The organism is Brevundimonas sp. AAP58 (assembly GCF_001295975.1).
Classification (GTDB): Bacteria; Pseudomonadota; Alphaproteobacteria; order Caulobacterales; family Caulobacteraceae; genus Brevundimonas.
The window spans coordinates 21,593-37,176 of the sequence record NZ_LJHU01000056.1; the positions used below are offsets into that span (position 1 = coordinate 21,593).

Sequence of the window (15,584 nt, forward strand, 5' to 3'; positions counted from 1 at the left end):
TTACAGGACCTCCGGAGCGAGCGAGATGATCTTCATGTGGTTCTTGGCGCGCAGCTCGCGCGGAACCGGTCCGAAGATGCGGGTGCCGACCGGCTCGTTCTGCTTGTTGACGATCACGGCGGCCGAGCGGTCGAAACGGATCACCGAACCGTCCTTGCGCTGGATGTCCTTGGCGGTGCGAACGACGATGGCGCGAACGACGTCGCCCTTCTTCACGCGGCCGCGCGGGATGGCTTCCTTGACGGAGGCGACGATGGTGTCGCCGACCGAGGCGTAGCGACGCTTCGCGCCGCCCAGCACCTTGATGCACATGACCCGGCGAGCGCCCGAATTGTCGGCCACGTCCAGGTTAGTTTGCATCTGGATCATTGTTCAGATCCTTCCGGTTACGAAGCGGAAGTCGGGGAGAGGGCTTCCCACCGCTTCAGCTTGGACTTGGGGGCGCACTCGACGATGCGGGCGACGTCGCCTTCCTTGAGGGCGTTCGTCTCGTCGTGGGCGTGATACTTCTTGGACAGGCGGACGGTCTTCTTCAGGACCGGGTGCAGCAGGGTGCGCTCGACCTTGACGACCACGGTCTTGTCGCCCTTGTCGGACACGACCACGCCTTCGAGAATACGTTTGGGCATGGGGGTTCCTTACGAAGCCTTCTTCTCACGCAGCAGCGTGGAGATCCGGGCGATGTCCTTGCGGACTTCCGAAACGCGATGCGTCTTCTCCAGCTGGCCGGTGGCCGCCTGGAAACGCAGGTTGAACTGCTCCTTCTTGAGCGACAGCAGCTGGTCGCCCAGCTGGTCCGTCGTCTGGGAGCGGAGATCGGCGATCTTGGTCATCAGGCGGCGGCCTCCGTATGCGCCACGCCGGCGTCGAGGCGGGTGACCACCTTGGTGCGCACGGGCAGCTTGGCGGCGCCGAGACGCAGCGCCTCACGGGCGATGTCGTCGGCCACGCCGTCGATTTCGAACAGGATGCGGCCCGGGTGGCAACGCGCGGCCCAGTGGTCCACGGCGCCCTTGCCCTTGCCCATCCGGACTTCCGCCGGCTTGCCGGTGACCGGCAGGTCGGGGAACACGCGGATCCACACGCGGCCCTGACGCTTCATCTGGCGAGTGATCGCGCGGCGAGCCGCCTCGATCTGACGCGCGGTGATGCGTTCCGGCTCCAGCGTCTTCAGCCCGTAGGAGCCGAAGTTCAGCGAGAAACCGCCCTTGGCGGCGCCGTGGATCCGGCCCTTGAAGGCCTTGCGGTACTTGGTTTTCTTAGGCTGCAGCATGGTCCTTAGCCCTCACGGCCACGACGGCCGCCGCGGTCATCGCGGCGCGGGCCGCGTTCGCGGCCTTCGTTGGAAGACGGGCCGGCGGCCTCGGCGGCCCAGCGCTTGTCCTGGGCCATCGGGTCGTGCTCGAGCACTTCGCCTTTGAACACCCAGACCTTTACGCCGATGATGCCGTAGGTCGTCTTGGCCTCGATGAAGCCGTAGTCGATGTCGGCGCGGAGCGTGTGCAACGGCACGCGACCTTCGCGATACCACTCCATCCGCGCGATTTCCGCGCCGCCGAGACGGCCCGACACGTTGATCCGGACGCCCTTGGCGCCCAGGCGCATGGCCGACTGCATCGCGCGCTTCATGGCGCGACGGAAGGCGATGCGGCGTTCCAGCTGCTGGGCGATGTTCTCGGCGATCAGCTGTGCGTCGGTCTCGGGCTTCCTGACCTCGACGATGTTCAGGTGAACCTCGCCCTCGGTCTGGGCCGCGATGTCCTTGCGCAGCTTCTCGATGTCGGCGCCCTTCTTGCCGATCACGACACCCGGACGGGCGGCGTAGATCGTCACGCGGCACTTCTTGTGCGGGCGCTCGATGATGATGCGCGACACGCCGGCGGCGTTCAGGCGTTCCTTCAGCCACGTACGCAGCTTCAGGTCCTGGTGCAGCAGACGGGCGTAGTCGGCCCCGCCGGCGAACCAGCGGCTGTCCCAGGTGCGGTTCACGCCGAGGCGGAAACCGATCGGATTGATTTTCTGACCCATCAGGCGGCCTCGCCGGCTTCGCGGACCACGATGGTGATCTCGCTGAACGGTTTCAGGATGCGCGACGAACGACCGCGAGCACGGCTCGCGAAGCGCTTCATCACCAGGTTCTTGCCCACGAACGCCTCGGCGACGACCAGGTTGTCGATGTCGAGGTTGTGGTTGTTCTCGGCGTTCGAGACGGCGCTGTAGAGCACCTTGCGGACGTCGGTCGCGATGCGCTTGCGGCTGAACTCCAGCTCGTTGAGAGCCTTCTGCACCGGCAGGCCGCGGATCGAGGCGGCCACCAGGTTCAGCTTCTGCGGGCTGATACGGACATTGACCAGCTTGGCGCGGGCCTCGGTCTGTCCGACGCGGCGGGGATTCTTGGTCTGGGCCATCTTACTTCCGCTTCGCCTTCTTGTCCGCGGCGTGGCCGGGGAAGTTGCGGGTCGGGGCGAACTCGCCCAGCTTCATGCCGACCATGTCCTCGTTGACGTGCACGGGGACGTGCTTCTGGCCGTTGTGGACACCGAACGTCAGGCCCACGAACTGCGGCAGGATGGTGGAGCGGCGCGACCAGGTCTTGATCACGTCCTTGCGGCCCGACGTCTGAACGGCGTCGGCCTTCTTGAGCAGATACCCGTCGACGAACGGGCCTTTCCAGGAGGAACGGGCCATCTTTAGCGAGCCTTCTTCACGTGGCGGCTACGGATGATGAACTTGTCCGTGGCCTTGTTCTTGCGGGTGCGGGTGCCCTTGGTGTCCTTGCCCCACGGCGTGACCGGCGTGCGGCCGCCCGAGGTCCGACCTTCACCACCACCGTGCGGGTGGTCGATCGGGTTCATGGCGACGCCGCGGACGTGCGGACGCCAGCCCATGTGACGGACGCGACCGGCCTTGCCGAGGTTCTGGTTCATGTGGTCGGGGTTCGACACCGCGCCCACCGTGGCCATGCAGCCGTCCAGAACCATGCGCAGCTCGCCCGAGCCGAGGCGGATCTGGGCGTAGCCCTGGTCGCGGCCGACCAGCTGGGCGTAGGCACCGGCCGAACGGGCCAGCTGGGCGCCCTTGCCCGGCTTCATCTCGACGTTGTGGATAATCGTGCCGACCGGGATCGAGCGCAGCGGCATGGCGTTGCCCGGCTTCACGTCGACCTTCTCGCCGGCCACGATCGTGTCGCCGGCCTTCAGGCGCTGCGGCGCGATGATGTAGGCCTTCTCGCCGTCAGCATAGGTGATCAGCGCGATGAAGGCGGTCCGGTTGGGGTCGTACTCCAGGCGCTCGACGGTCGCCTCGGCGAACTTGCGGCGCTTGAAGTCGATCTTGCGGTACAGGGTCTTGGCGCCGCCGCCACGGAAGCGGACGGCCACGCGGCCCCCCTGCCCCCGGCCGCCCGACTTGGTCAGGCCTTCGGTCAGCGACTTTTCCGGACGGCCCTTGTGCAGTTCCGAACGGTCGATCAGCACCAGGGCGCGACGGCCCGGCGAGGTCGGATTGTAGGTCTTCAAGGCCATCGGATCAGAGCCCCGTGGTGACGTCGATCGACTGGCCGTCGGCCAGCGTCACGATCGCTTTTTTGATGTCGACCCGGCGGCCCATGATGCCCCGGAAGCGCTTGGTCTTGCCCTTCTGGACCAGGGTGTTGACCTTCAGGACGTTGACCTTGAACAGGCTTTCGACCGCCGCGGCGATCTCGTCCTTGGTGGCCGTGTCGGCGACGCGGAAGACGACCTTGTTCTGCTCGGACAGGATCGTCGCCTTCTCGGTGATGATCGGCGAGAGGATCGTGTCGTAGTGCTTGGCGGTGGGTTGGGCGGCCATTACGCGGCGTCCTTCTCGGCTTGTTCGCGACGCGACAGCTTGTGGTCGGCGTAGCGGGCTTCGATGGCGTCGACGGCGGCCTTGCTCAGCACCAGCTTGTCGGCGCGCAGGATGTCGTAGACGTTCAGGCCGGCGTTCGGCAGCACGTGGATGTGCGGGATGTTGCGCGAAGCGAGCGCGAACTTCTCATCCACTTCCGGGCCGGCGATGATCAGCGTCTTGGTCCAGCCGAGCTTGCCGAAGGTCTCGCGCAGAGCCGAGGTCTTCGGGTCCTTGACGGTCAGGGCGTCGACGACGACCAGGTCGCCGGCCTTGGCCTTGGCCGAGAGGGCGTGACGCAGGGCGAGCGCGCGGACCTTCTTGGGCAGGTCGAAGCCGTGGTCGCGGACGACCGGGCCGAAGGCGCGCGAGCCGCCGACGAACTGGGGCGCACGACGCGAGCCGTGACGAGCGCCGCCGGTGCCCTTCTGCTTGTACATCTTCTTGCCGGTGCGAGAGTTCTCGTTCCGGGTCTGGACCTTGTGGGTGCCGGCGCGGCGCTTGGCCAGCTGCCAGTTGACGTAGCGGGCCAGCAGGTCGCCGCGGATGTCGGAGATGCCGAAGACGGCGTCCGACAGTTCCACGTCACCGGCGGCCTTGCCGTCGAGTTTGATGACCGAGAGTTTCATCAGGCTTCACCGCCCTCATTGGCTTCGACCGAGGCCGGCTCTTCGGCAGGCGTTTCGGCCGGGGCGGCGGCAGCGGCCGAGCCCTTGGTCTTGAACGAGCCCGGGAAGGGCACGCCGTCGAACGGCTTCTTGTGGGCGTCGCGGACCTTGACCCACGAGCCTTCGTGGCCGGGGACGGCACCCTTGACCATGATCAGGCCGCGCTCGGCGTCGACCTTCACGACGGTCAGGTTCTGGGTGGTGATCGTCTCGACCCCCAGGTGACCGGCCATCTTCTTGCCGGGGAAGGTGCGGCCCGGGTCCTGACGGTTACCCGTCGAACCGTGCGAACGGTGCGAGACCGAAACGCCGTGGGTGGCGCGCAGGCCGCCGAAGTTCCAGCGCTTCATGGCGCCGGCGAAGCCCTTGCCGATGGTCTCGCCCTGGATGTCGACCTTCTGGCCGGCCACGAAGTGGTCCGCCGACAGGGTCGCGCCGACGTCGATCATGGCGTCTTCCGACACGCGGAACTCCATAACCACGTGCTTGGGCTCCACCTCGGCCTTGGCGAAGGTTTCGCGCTGGGCCTTGTTGGTGTTCTTGGCCTTCTTGGCCCCGGCGCCCAGCTGCAGGGCGACGTAGCCGTCCCGCTCTTGGGTGCGTTGGCCGACGACCTGACAGTCGTCGAGTTGAAGCACAGTGACCGGAACGTGCGCGCCGTCATCGGCGAACACGCGGGTCATGCCCAGCTTCTTGGCGATCACGCCCGTGCGCATCGGATCCCGCCTTCTCTACTTTAAATCTTGATCTCGACGTCCACGCCGGCGGACAGGTCGAGCTTCATCAGCGCGTCCACGGTCTGCGGGGTGGGGTCGACGATATCGAGGACACGCTTGTGCGTGCGGATTTCAAACTGCTCGCGCGACTTCTTGTCGACGTGCGGCGAGCGGTTCACGGTGAACTTTTCGATCAGGGTCGGCAGCGGGATCGGACCCCGAACGGTCGCGCCCGTGCGCTTGGCGGTGTTGACGATCTCGCGCGTCGAAAAGTCGAGGACGCGGTGATCGAAGGCCTTGAGCCTGATGCGGATGCTTTGATCCATATCGGTAGCTATTCCCAAGCAGGCGAACCTGCGTCCCTGTGAACCATTTCAAAGACCGGAGCCTTTCGGGGAAACCCCGTCAGGGTACGCACGTTTCGCAAAAACGATCGGCCCACGCGGTCGCCCGCGAAGGCCGTTGGAGTCCTAAGTCGCTGCAAAGAACGGTAACTCAGGTCGTTCCTGCGAACCGCGTCTGCAGCGAACTGCACAGCCGGTCCAACAAGAGGGGCGGCTTATGACCGCCGATTCCGCTTTCGTCAAGCGGGCGAACGTTCCCGAGAGCCAGGAAATAAAAAGACGGCCCGGGGGGTTCCACGCTCCCGGGCCGTCTCCGTGTTCGGCGGGCTGGGTGGGGGATCAGCCGCCGATGCGCACGCGTCCTCCGCCCATCACGGACTGGGACACCGAGCCGGTCACCCGGCCGACGTTGACGTTGCCACCGCCGACCAGGCTGGCGTCCAGGCTCGAGACCGTGCCGGTGACGGTGATGTCGCCGCCGCCCGCGATGGAGGCGTCCAACGAACCGGCGTCGCCCTGGACATGGATGTCGCCCGAACCGCCGATGGAGGCGTCGATCGAGGTCGGTCGACCGCCGTTAATGCGGATGTCGCCGGAGCCGCCGATGGCCGCGTCCACCGAGCCGGTCACCGCAGCGACGATCACCGTGCCCGAGCCGCCGATGGAGGCGTCCAGGTCACCGGTCGCCCCCGCTGTGATTGTGCCCGAGCCGCCGATGGCCGCCTCGAGCCGACCGGAGGTCCCGGCCCGCATGTTTCCGGACCCGCCGACAGCGAGATCCATCGTCCCGGCGGTGTTGGCCACGGTCCAGTCGCCGCAACCGCCGCTGGACAGTTCGATCGAGGTTGCGCCGCGGCCGACCGCACCAAAGACGGCGGCGTTCTCAGTCGAAACGTCGACCCGAGGCGGCGTGCGCACGACGATCAAGGGCGCGGCGGATAGTTGTATTGTGCCGCGGTCCCGGATCTCGACGGAGGCGCCCTCCCCCGGCTGACGGGCATCGCTTGATCCGCCGCGGCAGTTGCGGAAAGCGCGGCGGCCGAGGTTGCCGTCGATGCGGACCTCGTTGCCGACTCGGGTGACGGTCGGGGTGGGCAGTCCCGACGATCCGGGCTCGATCTCGACGGCGATGTCGGACCGGTCCTCGACGATCACCACCATGCGCGCGGCGGCGTGACGGACGCGGACTTCGGTTTCCTGCGCCTTCACGGGCGCGGCGGCGAAGACGAAGGTCGCCGCCAGGGCGGTTGAGACGGCGGTCAGGGCCAGGGTGGTCTTCATGGGTTCTGCTCCTCCAAGCGATGAGCAGAACCTGATCCTGGCGGCTGCGGAAGTCATTTTAACTCGACGTCATGACCTCGAATTAATCGAGAGCCCCTCCGCCGCGTCCGTGGGGTTCACCTTTGCCACGCGCAGGGCTAGAAGCGATCCATGCGGATTCTAGAGCAGGATCATGCCGCCCTCGACCTGGTCGGGCGGGGGGGCGCGGTCCTTGTCGACCGCGCGATCGCCTGGGCGAACGTCAACTCCGGCAGCGACCACGCCGAGGGGCTGGAAGCGACCCTGGCCCTGCTGGAGGTCGAGGCCTTTAGGCTGCCCGCCGATGTGGCGCGCGTCCCGACGCTGGGCTTCTCCACGGTCGGAGATGACGGATCCGTTAGGCCGCAGGCGCGCGCCGACGCCCTAAAGATCACGGCCCGGCCCGAGGCACCGATCCAGGTCGTGCTGACCGGCCACTATGACACCGTCTACCCGGCCGACAGCGCCTTCCAGGCCGTGACGCCGCGTCCGGACGGTGCCTTGAACGGCCCCGGTATCGCCGACATGAAAGGCGGTATCTCGGTGATGCTCGGCGCGCTGGAAGCCTTCGAGACCCATCCGGACAAGGACCGCGTCGGCTGGACCGTCCTTCTGTCGCCGGACGAGGAGATCGGCTCGCCCGCCTCCGCCCCTCTGCTGGCCGAGCTCGGGGCGCAAGGCCATGTGGGCATGACCTATGAACCCGCCCTGGCCGACGGGACGCTTGCAGGCGCACGCAAGGGCAGCGGCAACTTCCATCTGATCGTCTCCGGCAAGGCGGCCCACGCCGGCCGCGCCTTCAATGAGGGCCGCAACGCCGTCGCCGGGGCCGCCATGGTCGCGGCGGCTCTGCATGCGTTGAACGGCCAGCGGGAAGGCGTGACCGTCAACGTCGCGCGCATCTCGGGCGGCGGGGCGCTGAACGTCGTGGCCGACAACGCCGTCGTCCGCTTCAATGTGCGCGTGCCGGACCAGGCGTCGGCCGACTGGATCAAGGCTGCGATCGACGAGATTGCCGCCTCCCCGCCCTTCGAGGGGCTGGCCTTGGCGCTGCACGGCGGCTTCACCCGTCCGCCCAAGCCCATGGACGCGGCCCAGACCGCGTTGTTCGAGGCCGTCCGCCAGACCGGGGCCCTGCTCGGCCAGACCATCGCCTGGTCGCCCTCTGGCGGCGTTTGCGAGGGCAACAACCTGCACGCGGCCGGCCTGCCCAACATCGACACCCTGGGCGTCCGGGGCGGCCTTATCCATTCGCCGCAGGAGTTCGCCTGGCCCGACAGCTTCGTGGAGCGGGCGCAGCTGTCGCTCCTTATGCTGTGCAAGATCGCGTCCGGCGAGATCGACGCACTCGCCCTCAAGCGTCTCCGCATGGAGACCCTCTGATGCTTGTCGTCCGCCCCGCCGGTCCTGCCGACCTGGATCATCTCCTGGAACTGGCCATCCTGTCCGGCCCCGGCTTCACCAGCCTGCCCGAGGACCCCGACCAGCTGGTTGAGCGCCTCGACATCAGTCGCGACAGCTTCGGTGGCGTCCTCGCCCCCCAGGACCGCTGGTACACCCTTATGATGGAAGAGACCGACACGGGCGACGTCGACGGCATCGCTTCGGTCAAGGCGGCGGTGGGCCTGAAGCGACCCTTCTTCTCGTTCCGGCTCGTGAACCAGGCGGCGCAGTCGCCGTCGCTGAACATCCGGCTGGACCACCAGACGCTGCAGATCGTCAACGAATGCACGGGCTGGACTGAGGTCGGATCGCTGTTCCTCAAGGCGGATCGGCGCAAGGGCGGCGCGGGCCGTCTGCTCAGCCAGTCACGCTACATGCTCATCGGTGCCGAGCCTGACTTGTTCGCCGAGATGGTGCTGGCCGAGCTGCGCGGCGTCTTCACGCCCGACGGCGCCTGCCCCTTCTGGGACCATGTCGCCCACAAGTTCTTTCCGATGGAGTTCGACGAGGCCGACCTGATGACGGGCTCCACGGACAAACAGTTCATCCTCGACCTGGCCCCGCGTCACCCGATCTACGTCGACCTCCTGCCCGAGCCCGCCCGCGCGGTGATCGGCAAGGTGCATCCGCAGGGCGTGGCGGCCATGGCGCTGCTGGAATCCGAGGGCTTCCGACCCAACGGCCTTGTCGACATCTTCGACGCGGGGCCGACCGTGTCATGCCAGCGCGACCACATCCGCACCGTCCGCGATGCCCGTCGGCTGACCGTCCGCGTCAGCGAGGACGTCGACGCCGAACTGCCCGCCCTGATTTCGACCGACAGCGTCTCCGCCTTCCGCGCGGTTCGGGCCAAGGCCCAGATCGAAGGCGAAACCGTGCGCCTGACCCCCGAGGTCGCGGACGCGCTCAAGCTCGGCGACGGCGAGGTCGCGCGGGTCAAGACGTGAGAACCCCATGACGGACGGCAAGCTCTACATCGACGGCCGATGGACCGAGGGACGCGGCGACGGCTTCGCCTCCTTCGACCCTGCGACGGAGGCACGGGTCTGGCGCGGCAATGAGGCCTCGACCGATCAGGTCGGACAGGCTGTCGCCGCCGCCCGCGCCGCCTTCCCCGACTGGGCCGACCGTCCGCGCGACGAGCGGATCGCGGCGATGAAGCGCTATCAGGCCGCGCTCAAGGCCCGCGCTCCGGCCTTCGCCGAGGCCATCTCCAGAGAGACCGGCAAGGCCCTGTGGGAGACCACCGCCGAGCTGGGCTCCATGGCCGGCAAGGTCGACATCTCCATCCGCGCCTATGACGAGCGCACCGGCGAGCGCACCTCCGAGACCGCCTTCGGCCACGCCACCCTGCGCCATCGGCCGCACGGCGTGGCGGCCGTGCTGGGGCCGTTCAACTTCCCCGGCCATCTGCCCAACGGCCACATCGTCCCGGCCTTGCTGGCCGGCGACACGGTGGTGTTCAAGCCGTCCGAGGAGACGCCGCACGCGGGCCAGCTCATCGCGGAATGCCTGGAGGAGGCCGACCTGCCGGCGGGCGTCTTCAACCTCGTCCAGGGCGGGCGTGACGTCGGGGCCGCGTTGCTGGACCAGCCCATCGACGCCCTGATGTTCACCGGCTCGGGCGCGGCGGGCGCGCACTTCCGGCGCAAGTTCGCGGACGATCCGCACGTGATCCTGGCGCTGGAGCTGGGCGGTAACAATCCGCTGGTCGTCTGGGACGCCGCGGATGCCGAGGCCGTCGCGGGTCTCGTCGTCCAGTCCGCCTTCGTCACCACAGGCCAGCGATGCAGCTGCGCCCGACGCCTGATCGTGCCGCAGGGCGCTGCCGGAGACGCGGTCATCGCCGCCATCGACGGCCTCGTTGACCGGCTGATCTTCGCCCCGTGGGACTCGACGCCCGAGCCTTACGGCGGCCCCCTGATCTCCAAGCGCGCGGCCGAACAGGCGCTGTCCGCGCTCCAGCAGCGCATCGGCCTGGGCGCAAAGGTCATCCGAGCCTCCGGCCCCGTGGACAACCTACCCGCCGCCTTCGTCCGGCCCGCCATCCTCGACGTCACCGGCGTCGACGTTCCGGACGAGGAGATGTTCGCCCCCTTCTTGTCGGTGACCCGCGTCGCATCGTTCGATGATGCGATCGCGCAGGCCAACGCCACCCGCTACGGCCTGTCCGCCGGCCTGGTCTCGGACGACCCGGCCAACTGGGACCGCTTCATCCGCCGCATCCGCGCGGGCGTGGTCAACTTCAACCGCCCGACGACCGGCGCGGCCGGCGACATGCCCTTCGGCGGTCTGGGGGCCAGCGGCAACCATCGGCCGAGCGCCTATTACGCCGCCGACTACTGCGCCTATCCGGTCGCCAGTTTCGAGGCCGGAACGGTCCGGAACATCGAGGCCGAGATCAAGGGGCTGAGGTCGTGACCCCCGCCGTCGAAGCCAACGCCGACGGCCTGATCGGGCCGACGCATTCCTACGCAGGCCTCAGCCCCGGCAACCTCGCCTCCAGCCTGAACAAGGGCGAGGCGTCCAACCCGCGCGCGGCGGTCCTGCAGGGCCTCGACAAGATGAAGCGGCTCGCGGACCTGGGCCTGCCCCAGTTCGTTCTCCCACCGCACGAGCGGCCGAACATCCCCTTCTTGCGCAGTCTCGGCTTCACCGGTTCGGACGCCGCGGTGCTGGAACGCGCCTGGAAGGACGCCCCCAGTTTCGCCGCCGCCGCCTGCTCGGCCAGCCCCATGTGGGCCGCCAACGCCGCGACCGTCACGCCCAGCGCCGACAGCGCCGACGGCCGCGTCCACTTCACCCCCGCCAACCTGGTCACCAACCTGCACCGCAGCCTGGAGCACGCCCAGACGATGCGGTCGCTGAACGCCCTGTTCCCCGACCCCGCCCATTTCGCCGTCCACGACGCCCTGTCGCCGGTCGCCCATCTCGCGGACGAAGGCGCAGCTAACCATGTCCGCCTGTGCGCCGAGCATGGAGCGCCTGGCGTCAACCTGCTCGTCTGGGGCCGCGACGCCTTCGAAGCCTGGGACGGCCCCTACCCCGCCCGCCAGACGCGCCAGGCCTCCGAAGCCGCCGCCCGCCGCCACGGCGCGTCCGGCGCGGTACTGGCCCAGCAATCCCGCGCCGCCATCGCCGGCGGCACCTTCCACAACGACGTCGTCTGCGTCGGCGCGCTGGACACCCTGTTCCACCACGACCTGGCCTTCGAGGACACCGCCGGAACCCACGCCGCCATCCGCCAGGCCGCGCAAGGCTTCGACCCCATCTTTGTCGAGGTCTCCTCCGCCGACCTGCCGCTGTCCGACGCCATCTCGAGCTATCTGTTCAACTCCATGCTGGTCAGCCTGCCGGGAGAAGATCGCCTCACCCTGATCTGCCCGACCGAGACCCGCGACAACCCGCGCAGCCACGCGGTGGCCCAATCCCTGGTCGCCTCCAACGGCCCCATCGGCCGCGTCGAATACGTCGACGTTCGCCAGTCGATGCGCAACGGCGGCGGCCCCGCCTGTTTGCGCCTGCGCGTCGTCCTGACCGAGGTAGAACTGGCCGCGACCAATCCGGCGATGCGCCTGACGGACAACCTGCACACCCGCCTGTCCGCCTGGGCCGAGCGCCACTACCGCGACCGTCTGACCCCCTCCGACCTCACCGATCCGGCCCTGATCGACGAGAGCCGGGCTGCACTGGATGAGTTGACTGGATTGATCGGCCTGGGCTCGGGCTTCTATCCGTTTCAAAGACCCTGATCGCGATGTCGTCTCATTACGCCGCGAACCGTCCGCCCTTCCGGGCGTAGGCCTGGGTGCCGCGGGTGATCAGGCGGTCATAGGGTTCGATGGCGTCCACCGGGATCGACGTCTTGTCCCTCAGCCGCTCATAGATGGGACCGAAATCCTCATAGGTCGCGTCATTGAGGGCTTCGATCGAGGGCACCACGAAATAGACCTGCTGGAAGTCGTCGATGCGGTAATCGGTGCGCATGATCCGCTCCAGATCGAAGGCGATCCGGTTGGGCGACGGGTCCTCTAGGGCGAAGACGCTCTCGGACGCCGACGACACGATGCCGGCCCCATAGATGCGCAGACCGTCCGTATCCTCCAGCAGGCCGAACTCGACAGTGTACCAGTAGAGCCGCGCGAGATTCTTGAGCATGCCCAGCGACTGGGCCCTCTGCCCGCCCTTGCCGTAGGCCTGCATGTAATCGGCGAACGTCGGATCGGTCAGCATCGGCACATGGCCGAACACGTCGTGGAAGATGTCGGGTTCCTGCAGATAATCGAGCTGATCGGGCTTGCGGATGAACTGGCCCGAAGGGAACCGGCGGTTGGCCAGGTGGTCGAAGAAGACATCGTCAGGCACCAGGCCGGGCACGCAGACCACCGTCCAGCCGGTCAGCGCCTTGAGCTTGGGGTTCATCAGGGCGAAGTCGGGAATGCCGCCGGTGTTCAGATCCAAAGCCTGCAGCCCTTTCAGGAAGGCGTCGCAAGCGCGGCCCGGCAGGATCTTCATCTGGCGGGCATAGAGGGTGTCCCAGGTGTCGTGCTCGACCTCAGTATAGGCGCGCCAGTTCTGCGAGATCGTCCAGTCGGCGGCCGCGCCTTCCGGCGGGGTCTCGAAGACGTGCTCGAAATCGGACATGGCGAACTCCCTTGAGCACGCAATCTAGGCGGGGCCGCCGCCCGGCTCAATGGATCGGCTGGCTCCTCGGCGCACGATGGCCATCGGCGTCCATCGTGAACCACTGCGCCTGTTCGGCCTCGGTCAGGTCCGCGACTTCCGGATCATGTTCCAGCACCGCCTCGGCGGCGTAGACCAGGAATCCCGCGTCCACGCCCATCGCCAGCACGCGATAGAAGGGCTGATCCCGCTGGTCCGGGCCGGGCTCATGCGCCGGTCCGGCATAGGCGGCGTCGACGTCGACGACCACGCCTCGGAAGGCGGCGTCGCGGTGCCGGACAATCTGGCCGAGGGCGAACTTGGCGGAACGAAGCTGGGTCATGGCACCACACTGCTCCCTGGCCTCTGAGCCTTGTCCGTCGCGCTCGTTCATCTTCCTGACAGGTGGGCTTGGCGATGGCGGCCAGGCGGGGCTAGGGTGATCGGGACGGGTGCCCGTCTCGGTTGCGCCCATAAGAAAGTTCGGCCCATGCCGGAACCCGACGGCGCGCCGCGAGGCCGCGACGGACGGTCCCGGGTCCAGCGGGCGCATGGCGGGGGCGCGTCGGGACGCGACGGCCCGGCCTATGGCGCGCTTGATCTGGGGACCAACAACTGCCGCCTGCTGATCGCGCGACCGGCGCGGGATGGCTTTCGCGTGGTCGATAGTTTCAGCCGCATCGTGCGCCTGGGCGAAGGTCTTTCGCGGACCGGCCGGCTGGATCCTGCCGCCATGGACCGAGCCTATGAGGCGCTCGGTCTCTGCGCCGAGCGCGTGATGAGACGCGGCGTTGAGTCCGCCCGGTTGAGCGCCGTCGCAACCCAGGCCTGCCGCCAGGCCGAGAATGGGGCGGAGTTCATCGAGCGGGTTCGCAAGGGCACCGGTCTGCGGCTGCGCATCATCGATCCGGTCGAAGAGGCGCGCCTGTCGGTCGAGGGCTGCCTGAACCTGATCGACCCCAGGGCCGAGGCCGTGCTGGTCATCGACGTCGGCGGCGGCTCCACTGAACTGTCCTGGCTGCGGCGCTCCGACGGCGAGATGAAGACTGTCGGCTGGATGTCGGCGCCACTGGGCGTCGTCACCCTGGCCGAGCGTCATCCCGAGCCACAAGACGCGGGCGACGCCTGGTTCGAGGCCATGGTGGGCGACATGAGCGCGGCGCTGACCGCGGGAGGGTTCGAGGACGCCGAGTTCCGGCGACTGTTCGCCGACAGGAAGGGCCATCTGGTCGGTACGTCGGGGGCCATCACCTCGCTGGCCGGTGTCCACCTTAACCTGCGTCGCTATCAGCGCGATCTGGTCGACGGTCTGTGGATGACCCGGGCCGACTGCGAGGCCGCGGCGGCGAAACTCAAGGCACTCGGCCCCAAGGGTCGGGCCGACGAGGCCTGCATCGGACCGGACCGCGCCGATCTGGTACTGGCGGGCGCCGCCATCCTGGAAGCCGTCCAGCGCGCCTGGCCCAGCGAGCGCGTGCGCGTGGCTGACCGGGGCCTGCGCGAGGGCCTGCTGCTCCAGCAGATGCGGGCGGCGAAGAAGGCCACCCGTCGTCGGCGGGGCCGCGGTCGGGGTCGGCCTCAGGCGGCCGGCGCGGGCGGCCCGGAGACCTGAACCGGCAGGTCGATATCGCAGATCGAGAAGTCGGCCCCCCTCGCCTGCCGCGCGGCTTCAGCCAGGGTGCGGAAGGTGGCCGAGCCGGTATCCAGCACCTGGACGACCGGCCGCTCCTCGACCGGCAGATCCACGGCCACGCGAACGCGGGTCATGATGTCGGGTTCGGATGGTACCATGCCGTTGTTGGCGGGGTCGCCGGTCTTGATGGCGCGCACGACGTCCAGCCCTGACACCACGCGGCCCCAGATGGTGTAGCGCTTGTCCAGCGCCGGATAGGGCTGGCGCATCAGGAAGAACTGGCTGTTCGCGCTATCGGGCGCATCGCCGCGCGCCATGCCGGCGACGCCGGGGCAGTAGGTGCCCCAGCCGTGAACCTTGCCGTCAGCGGTCGTGGGCATGAGCGCCGTCGGCTGGGTCTGGATGGGCAGGCTGTTCATGAAGCCCAGCATGGACCCGGCCGGTTCGGCGACAGGAGTGAAGGGCGTCTCGGGGCCCCGACGGAAGGTGAACTCGGCGGTCAGGTCCGGATAGGGGCTCTGGCCCTCCCCGTTGCCGAGCGGATCGCCGGTCTGGGCCATGAACAGGTCGATGACGCGGTGAAAGACGATGCCGTCGAAGAAAGCTCGCCGCGCCAGCACCCGCATCCGCTCGACATGCAGCGGCGCGGCCTCCGGCGCCATCTCCACGAGGATGCGGCCCCGGTTGGTGTCGATGACCAGAAGGTTCTCGGGCGACACCGCGCGCCAGTCGGATGCGGCGGGGGTGGAAGTCGCGGGGGCGTCTTGGGCGAACACGGGGGAGACGATCCCCGCGCAAGCGAGAACGATGCCGACCAAAATCCCTTTCCGCTCATCCCGGCGGAAGCCGGGACCCAGTGCTTTGGGCGAAGACTTTTCTAGCGATGCGAAACATTGACCCATGATGCCGTGCCTCACTTAAGGACTGGGTCCCGGCTTCCGCCGGGATG

21 protein-coding genes are annotated in these 15,584 nt (G+C 68.1%); 5 read left to right on the plus strand and 16 right to left on the minus strand.

Features of this window, described 5'->3' with window-relative positions; all coding sequences use genetic code 11:
- The 13 genes from rplN to IP78_RS07830 all read right to left on the minus strand — a co-directional run bounded on the left by rplN (nucleotide 1) and on the right by IP78_RS07830 (nucleotide 6,879).
- Complete coding sequence (gene rplN, locus IP78_RS07770; protein WP_029417718.1) at nucleotides 1-369, minus strand: 50S ribosomal protein L14; 369 nt, start codon at nucleotides 367-369, stop codon at nucleotides 1-3.
- A gap of 17 nt (nucleotides 370-386) precedes the next feature.
- Nucleotides 387-629 carry a 30S ribosomal protein S17 gene (gene rpsQ, locus IP78_RS07775; protein ID WP_054111125.1) on the minus strand — a complete coding sequence of 81 codons (243 nt, stop codon included), beginning with the start codon at nucleotides 627-629 and terminating at the stop codon, nucleotides 387-389.
- A gap of 9 nt (nucleotides 630-638) precedes the next feature.
- The gene (gene rpmC, locus IP78_RS07780) at nucleotides 639-833 is read right to left on the minus strand and encodes a 50S ribosomal protein L29 (protein ID WP_029417715.1); all 195 of its coding nucleotides are present in this window, start codon (nucleotides 831-833) and stop codon (nucleotides 639-641) included.
- On the minus strand, nucleotides 833-1,273 hold the full coding sequence (gene rplP / locus IP78_RS07785; RefSeq protein ID WP_054111126.1) for a 50S ribosomal protein L16: 441 nt from the start codon (nucleotides 1,271-1,273) through the stop codon (nucleotides 833-835). The genes rpmC and rplP overlap by 1 nt, the downstream gene beginning before the upstream one ends.
- 5 nt (nucleotides 1,274-1,278) lie before the next feature.
- Entirely contained in the window at nucleotides 1,279-2,028 is a 750-nt protein-coding gene (gene rpsC, locus IP78_RS07790) for a 30S ribosomal protein S3 (protein WP_054111127.1), read from the minus strand.
- Entirely contained in the window at nucleotides 2,028-2,408 is a 381-nt protein-coding gene (gene rplV / locus IP78_RS07795) for a 50S ribosomal protein L22 (protein ID WP_035294470.1), read from the minus strand. The genes rpsC and rplV overlap by 1 nt, the downstream gene beginning before the upstream one ends.
- A gap of 1 nt (nucleotide 2,409) precedes the next feature.
- Nucleotides 2,410-2,688 carry a 30S ribosomal protein S19 gene (gene rpsS, locus IP78_RS07800; RefSeq protein ID WP_029417709.1) on the minus strand — a complete coding sequence of 93 codons (279 nt, stop codon included), beginning with the start codon at nucleotides 2,686-2,688 and terminating at the stop codon, nucleotides 2,410-2,412.
- A 2-nt stretch (nucleotides 2,689-2,690) separates the two neighbouring features.
- On the minus strand, nucleotides 2,691-3,524 hold the full coding sequence (gene rplB, locus IP78_RS07805) for a 50S ribosomal protein L2 (protein WP_054111128.1): 834 nt from the start codon (nucleotides 3,522-3,524) through the stop codon (nucleotides 2,691-2,693).
- A 4-nt stretch (nucleotides 3,525-3,528) separates the two neighbouring features.
- Entirely contained in the window at nucleotides 3,529-3,831 is a 303-nt protein-coding gene (locus tag IP78_RS07810; protein WP_054111129.1) for a 50S ribosomal protein L23, read from the minus strand.
- Nucleotides 3,831-4,499 carry a 50S ribosomal protein L4 gene (gene rplD, locus IP78_RS07815; protein WP_054111130.1) on the minus strand — a complete coding sequence of 223 codons (669 nt, stop codon included), beginning with the start codon at nucleotides 4,497-4,499 and terminating at the stop codon, nucleotides 3,831-3,833. The genes IP78_RS07810 and rplD overlap by 1 nt, the downstream gene beginning before the upstream one ends.
- The gene (gene rplC, locus IP78_RS07820) at nucleotides 4,499-5,254 is read right to left on the minus strand and encodes a 50S ribosomal protein L3 (protein WP_054111131.1); all 756 of its coding nucleotides are present in this window, start codon (nucleotides 5,252-5,254) and stop codon (nucleotides 4,499-4,501) included. Before rplC ends, rplD begins: the two co-directional genes overlap by 1 nt.
- Before the next feature lie 20 nt (nucleotides 5,255-5,274).
- Nucleotides 5,275-5,580 carry a 30S ribosomal protein S10 gene (gene rpsJ, locus IP78_RS07825; protein ID WP_003164367.1) on the minus strand — a complete coding sequence of 102 codons (306 nt, stop codon included), beginning with the start codon at nucleotides 5,578-5,580 and terminating at the stop codon, nucleotides 5,275-5,277.
- 357 nt (nucleotides 5,581-5,937) lie between these two features.
- Entirely contained in the window at nucleotides 5,938-6,879 is a 942-nt protein-coding gene (locus IP78_RS07830) for a GIN domain-containing protein (RefSeq protein ID WP_054111132.1), read from the minus strand.
- A 150-nt stretch (nucleotides 6,880-7,029) separates the two neighbouring features.
- On the opposite strand from IP78_RS07830, the gene IP78_RS07835 reads away from it, so the two are divergent.
- From IP78_RS07835 to astB, 4 genes are read left to right on the plus strand one after another with little or no spacing between them, the layout of a single operon-like run.
- Nucleotides 7,030-8,280 carry a hydrolase gene (locus IP78_RS07835; protein WP_054111133.1) on the plus strand — a complete coding sequence of 417 codons (1,251 nt, stop codon included), beginning with the start codon at nucleotides 7,030-7,032 and terminating at the stop codon, nucleotides 8,278-8,280.
- Nucleotides 8,280-9,287 (plus strand): arginine N-succinyltransferase, encoded by a 1,008-nt coding sequence (locus IP78_RS07840; RefSeq protein ID WP_054111134.1) that lies wholly within the window; start codon nucleotides 8,280-8,282, stop codon nucleotides 9,285-9,287. The genes IP78_RS07835 and IP78_RS07840 overlap by 1 nt, the downstream gene beginning before the upstream one ends.
- Before the next feature lie 7 nt (nucleotides 9,288-9,294).
- The gene (gene astD / locus IP78_RS07845) at nucleotides 9,295-10,761 is read left to right on the plus strand and encodes a succinylglutamate-semialdehyde dehydrogenase (protein WP_054111135.1); all 1,467 of its coding nucleotides are present in this window, start codon (nucleotides 9,295-9,297) and stop codon (nucleotides 10,759-10,761) included.
- Nucleotides 10,758-12,092 carry an N-succinylarginine dihydrolase gene (gene astB, locus IP78_RS07850; protein WP_054111136.1) on the plus strand — a complete coding sequence of 445 codons (1,335 nt, stop codon included), beginning with the start codon at nucleotides 10,758-10,760 and terminating at the stop codon, nucleotides 12,090-12,092. Before astD ends, astB begins: the two co-directional genes overlap by 4 nt.
- Before the next feature lie 16 nt (nucleotides 12,093-12,108).
- Here astB and phhA read toward each other — a convergent pair whose 3' ends face one another.
- Both phhA and hspQ read right to left on the minus strand, forming a co-directional pair.
- Nucleotides 12,109-12,984, minus strand: coding sequence for a phenylalanine 4-monooxygenase (phhA, locus tag IP78_RS07855; protein ID WP_054111137.1), 876 nt, complete (start codon nucleotides 12,982-12,984; stop codon nucleotides 12,109-12,111).
- A 46-nt stretch (nucleotides 12,985-13,030) separates the two neighbouring features.
- Nucleotides 13,031-13,345 (minus strand): heat shock protein HspQ, encoded by a 315-nt coding sequence (hspQ, locus tag IP78_RS07860; protein ID WP_054111138.1) that lies wholly within the window; start codon nucleotides 13,343-13,345, stop codon nucleotides 13,031-13,033.
- A gap of 147 nt (nucleotides 13,346-13,492) precedes the next feature.
- Here hspQ and IP78_RS07865 point away from each other — a divergent pair, with 147 nt between their 5' ends.
- On the plus strand, nucleotides 13,493-14,614 hold the full coding sequence (locus IP78_RS07865) for a Ppx/GppA phosphatase family protein (RefSeq protein WP_054111139.1): 1,122 nt from the start codon (nucleotides 13,493-13,495) through the stop codon (nucleotides 14,612-14,614).
- On the opposite strand, the gene IP78_RS07870 is transcribed toward IP78_RS07865, so the two are convergent.
- Nucleotides 14,581-15,411, minus strand: coding sequence for a peptidylprolyl isomerase (locus IP78_RS07870; RefSeq protein WP_231680954.1), 831 nt, complete (start codon nucleotides 15,409-15,411; stop codon nucleotides 14,581-14,583). The two genes, IP78_RS07865 and IP78_RS07870, sit on opposite strands and share 34 nt — an antisense overlap.
- Between the last annotated feature and the right edge of the window lie 173 nt (nucleotides 15,412-15,584).

Bases quoted from the DNA above. Each gene is read 5' to 3' on its own strand.
- rplN (WP_029417718.1), bottom strand. From the start codon at position 369: ATGATCCAGATGCAAACTAACCTGGACGTGGCCGACAATTCGGGCGCT.
- rpsQ (WP_054111125.1), bottom strand. From the start codon at position 629: ATGCCCAAACGTATTCTCGAAGGCGTGGTCGTGTCCGACAAGGGCGAC.
- rpmC (WP_029417715.1), bottom strand. From the start codon at position 833: ATGACCAAGATCGCCGATCTCCGCTCCCAGACGACGGACCAGCTGGGC.
- rplP (WP_054111126.1), bottom strand. From the start codon at position 1,273: ATGCTGCAGCCTAAGAAAACCAAGTACCGCAAGGCCTTCAAGGGCCGG.
- rpsC (WP_054111127.1), bottom strand. From the start codon at position 2,028: ATGGGTCAGAAAATCAATCCGATCGGTTTCCGCCTCGGCGTGAACCGC.
- rplV (WP_035294470.1), bottom strand. From the start codon at position 2,408: ATGGCCCAGACCAAGAATCCCCGCCGCGTCGGACAGACCGAGGCCCGC.
- rpsS (WP_029417709.1), bottom strand. From the start codon at position 2,688: ATGGCCCGTTCCTCCTGGAAAGGCCCGTTCGTCGACGGGTATCTGCTC.
- rplB (WP_054111128.1), bottom strand. From the start codon at position 3,524: ATGGCCTTGAAGACCTACAATCCGACCTCGCCGGGCCGTCGCGCCCTG.
- IP78_RS07810 (WP_054111129.1), bottom strand. From the start codon at position 3,831: ATGGCCGCCCAACCCACCGCCAAGCACTACGACACGATCCTCTCGCCG.
- rplD (WP_054111130.1), bottom strand. From the start codon at position 4,499: ATGAAACTCTCGGTCATCAAACTCGACGGCAAGGCCGCCGGTGACGTG.
- rplC (WP_054111131.1), bottom strand. From the start codon at position 5,254: ATGCGCACGGGCGTGATCGCCAAGAAGCTGGGCATGACCCGCGTGTTC.
- rpsJ (WP_003164367.1), bottom strand. From the start codon at position 5,580: ATGGATCAAAGCATCCGCATCAGGCTCAAGGCCTTCGATCACCGCGTC.
- IP78_RS07830 (WP_054111132.1), bottom strand. From the start codon at position 6,879: ATGAAGACCACCCTGGCCCTGACCGCCGTCTCAACCGCCCTGGCGGCG.
- IP78_RS07835 (WP_054111133.1), top strand. From the start codon at position 7,030: ATGCGGATTCTAGAGCAGGATCATGCCGCCCTCGACCTGGTCGGGCGG.
- IP78_RS07840 (WP_054111134.1), top strand. From the start codon at position 8,280: ATGCTTGTCGTCCGCCCCGCCGGTCCTGCCGACCTGGATCATCTCCTG.
- astD (WP_054111135.1), top strand. From the start codon at position 9,295: ATGACGGACGGCAAGCTCTACATCGACGGCCGATGGACCGAGGGACGC.
- phhA (WP_054111137.1), bottom strand. From the start codon at position 12,984: ATGTCCGATTTCGAGCACGTCTTCGAGACCCCGCCGGAAGGCGCGGCC.
- hspQ (WP_054111138.1), bottom strand. From the start codon at position 13,345: ATGACCCAGCTTCGTTCCGCCAAGTTCGCCCTCGGCCAGATTGTCCGG.
- IP78_RS07865 (WP_054111139.1), top strand. From the start codon at position 13,493: ATGCCGGAACCCGACGGCGCGCCGCGAGGCCGCGACGGACGGTCCCGG.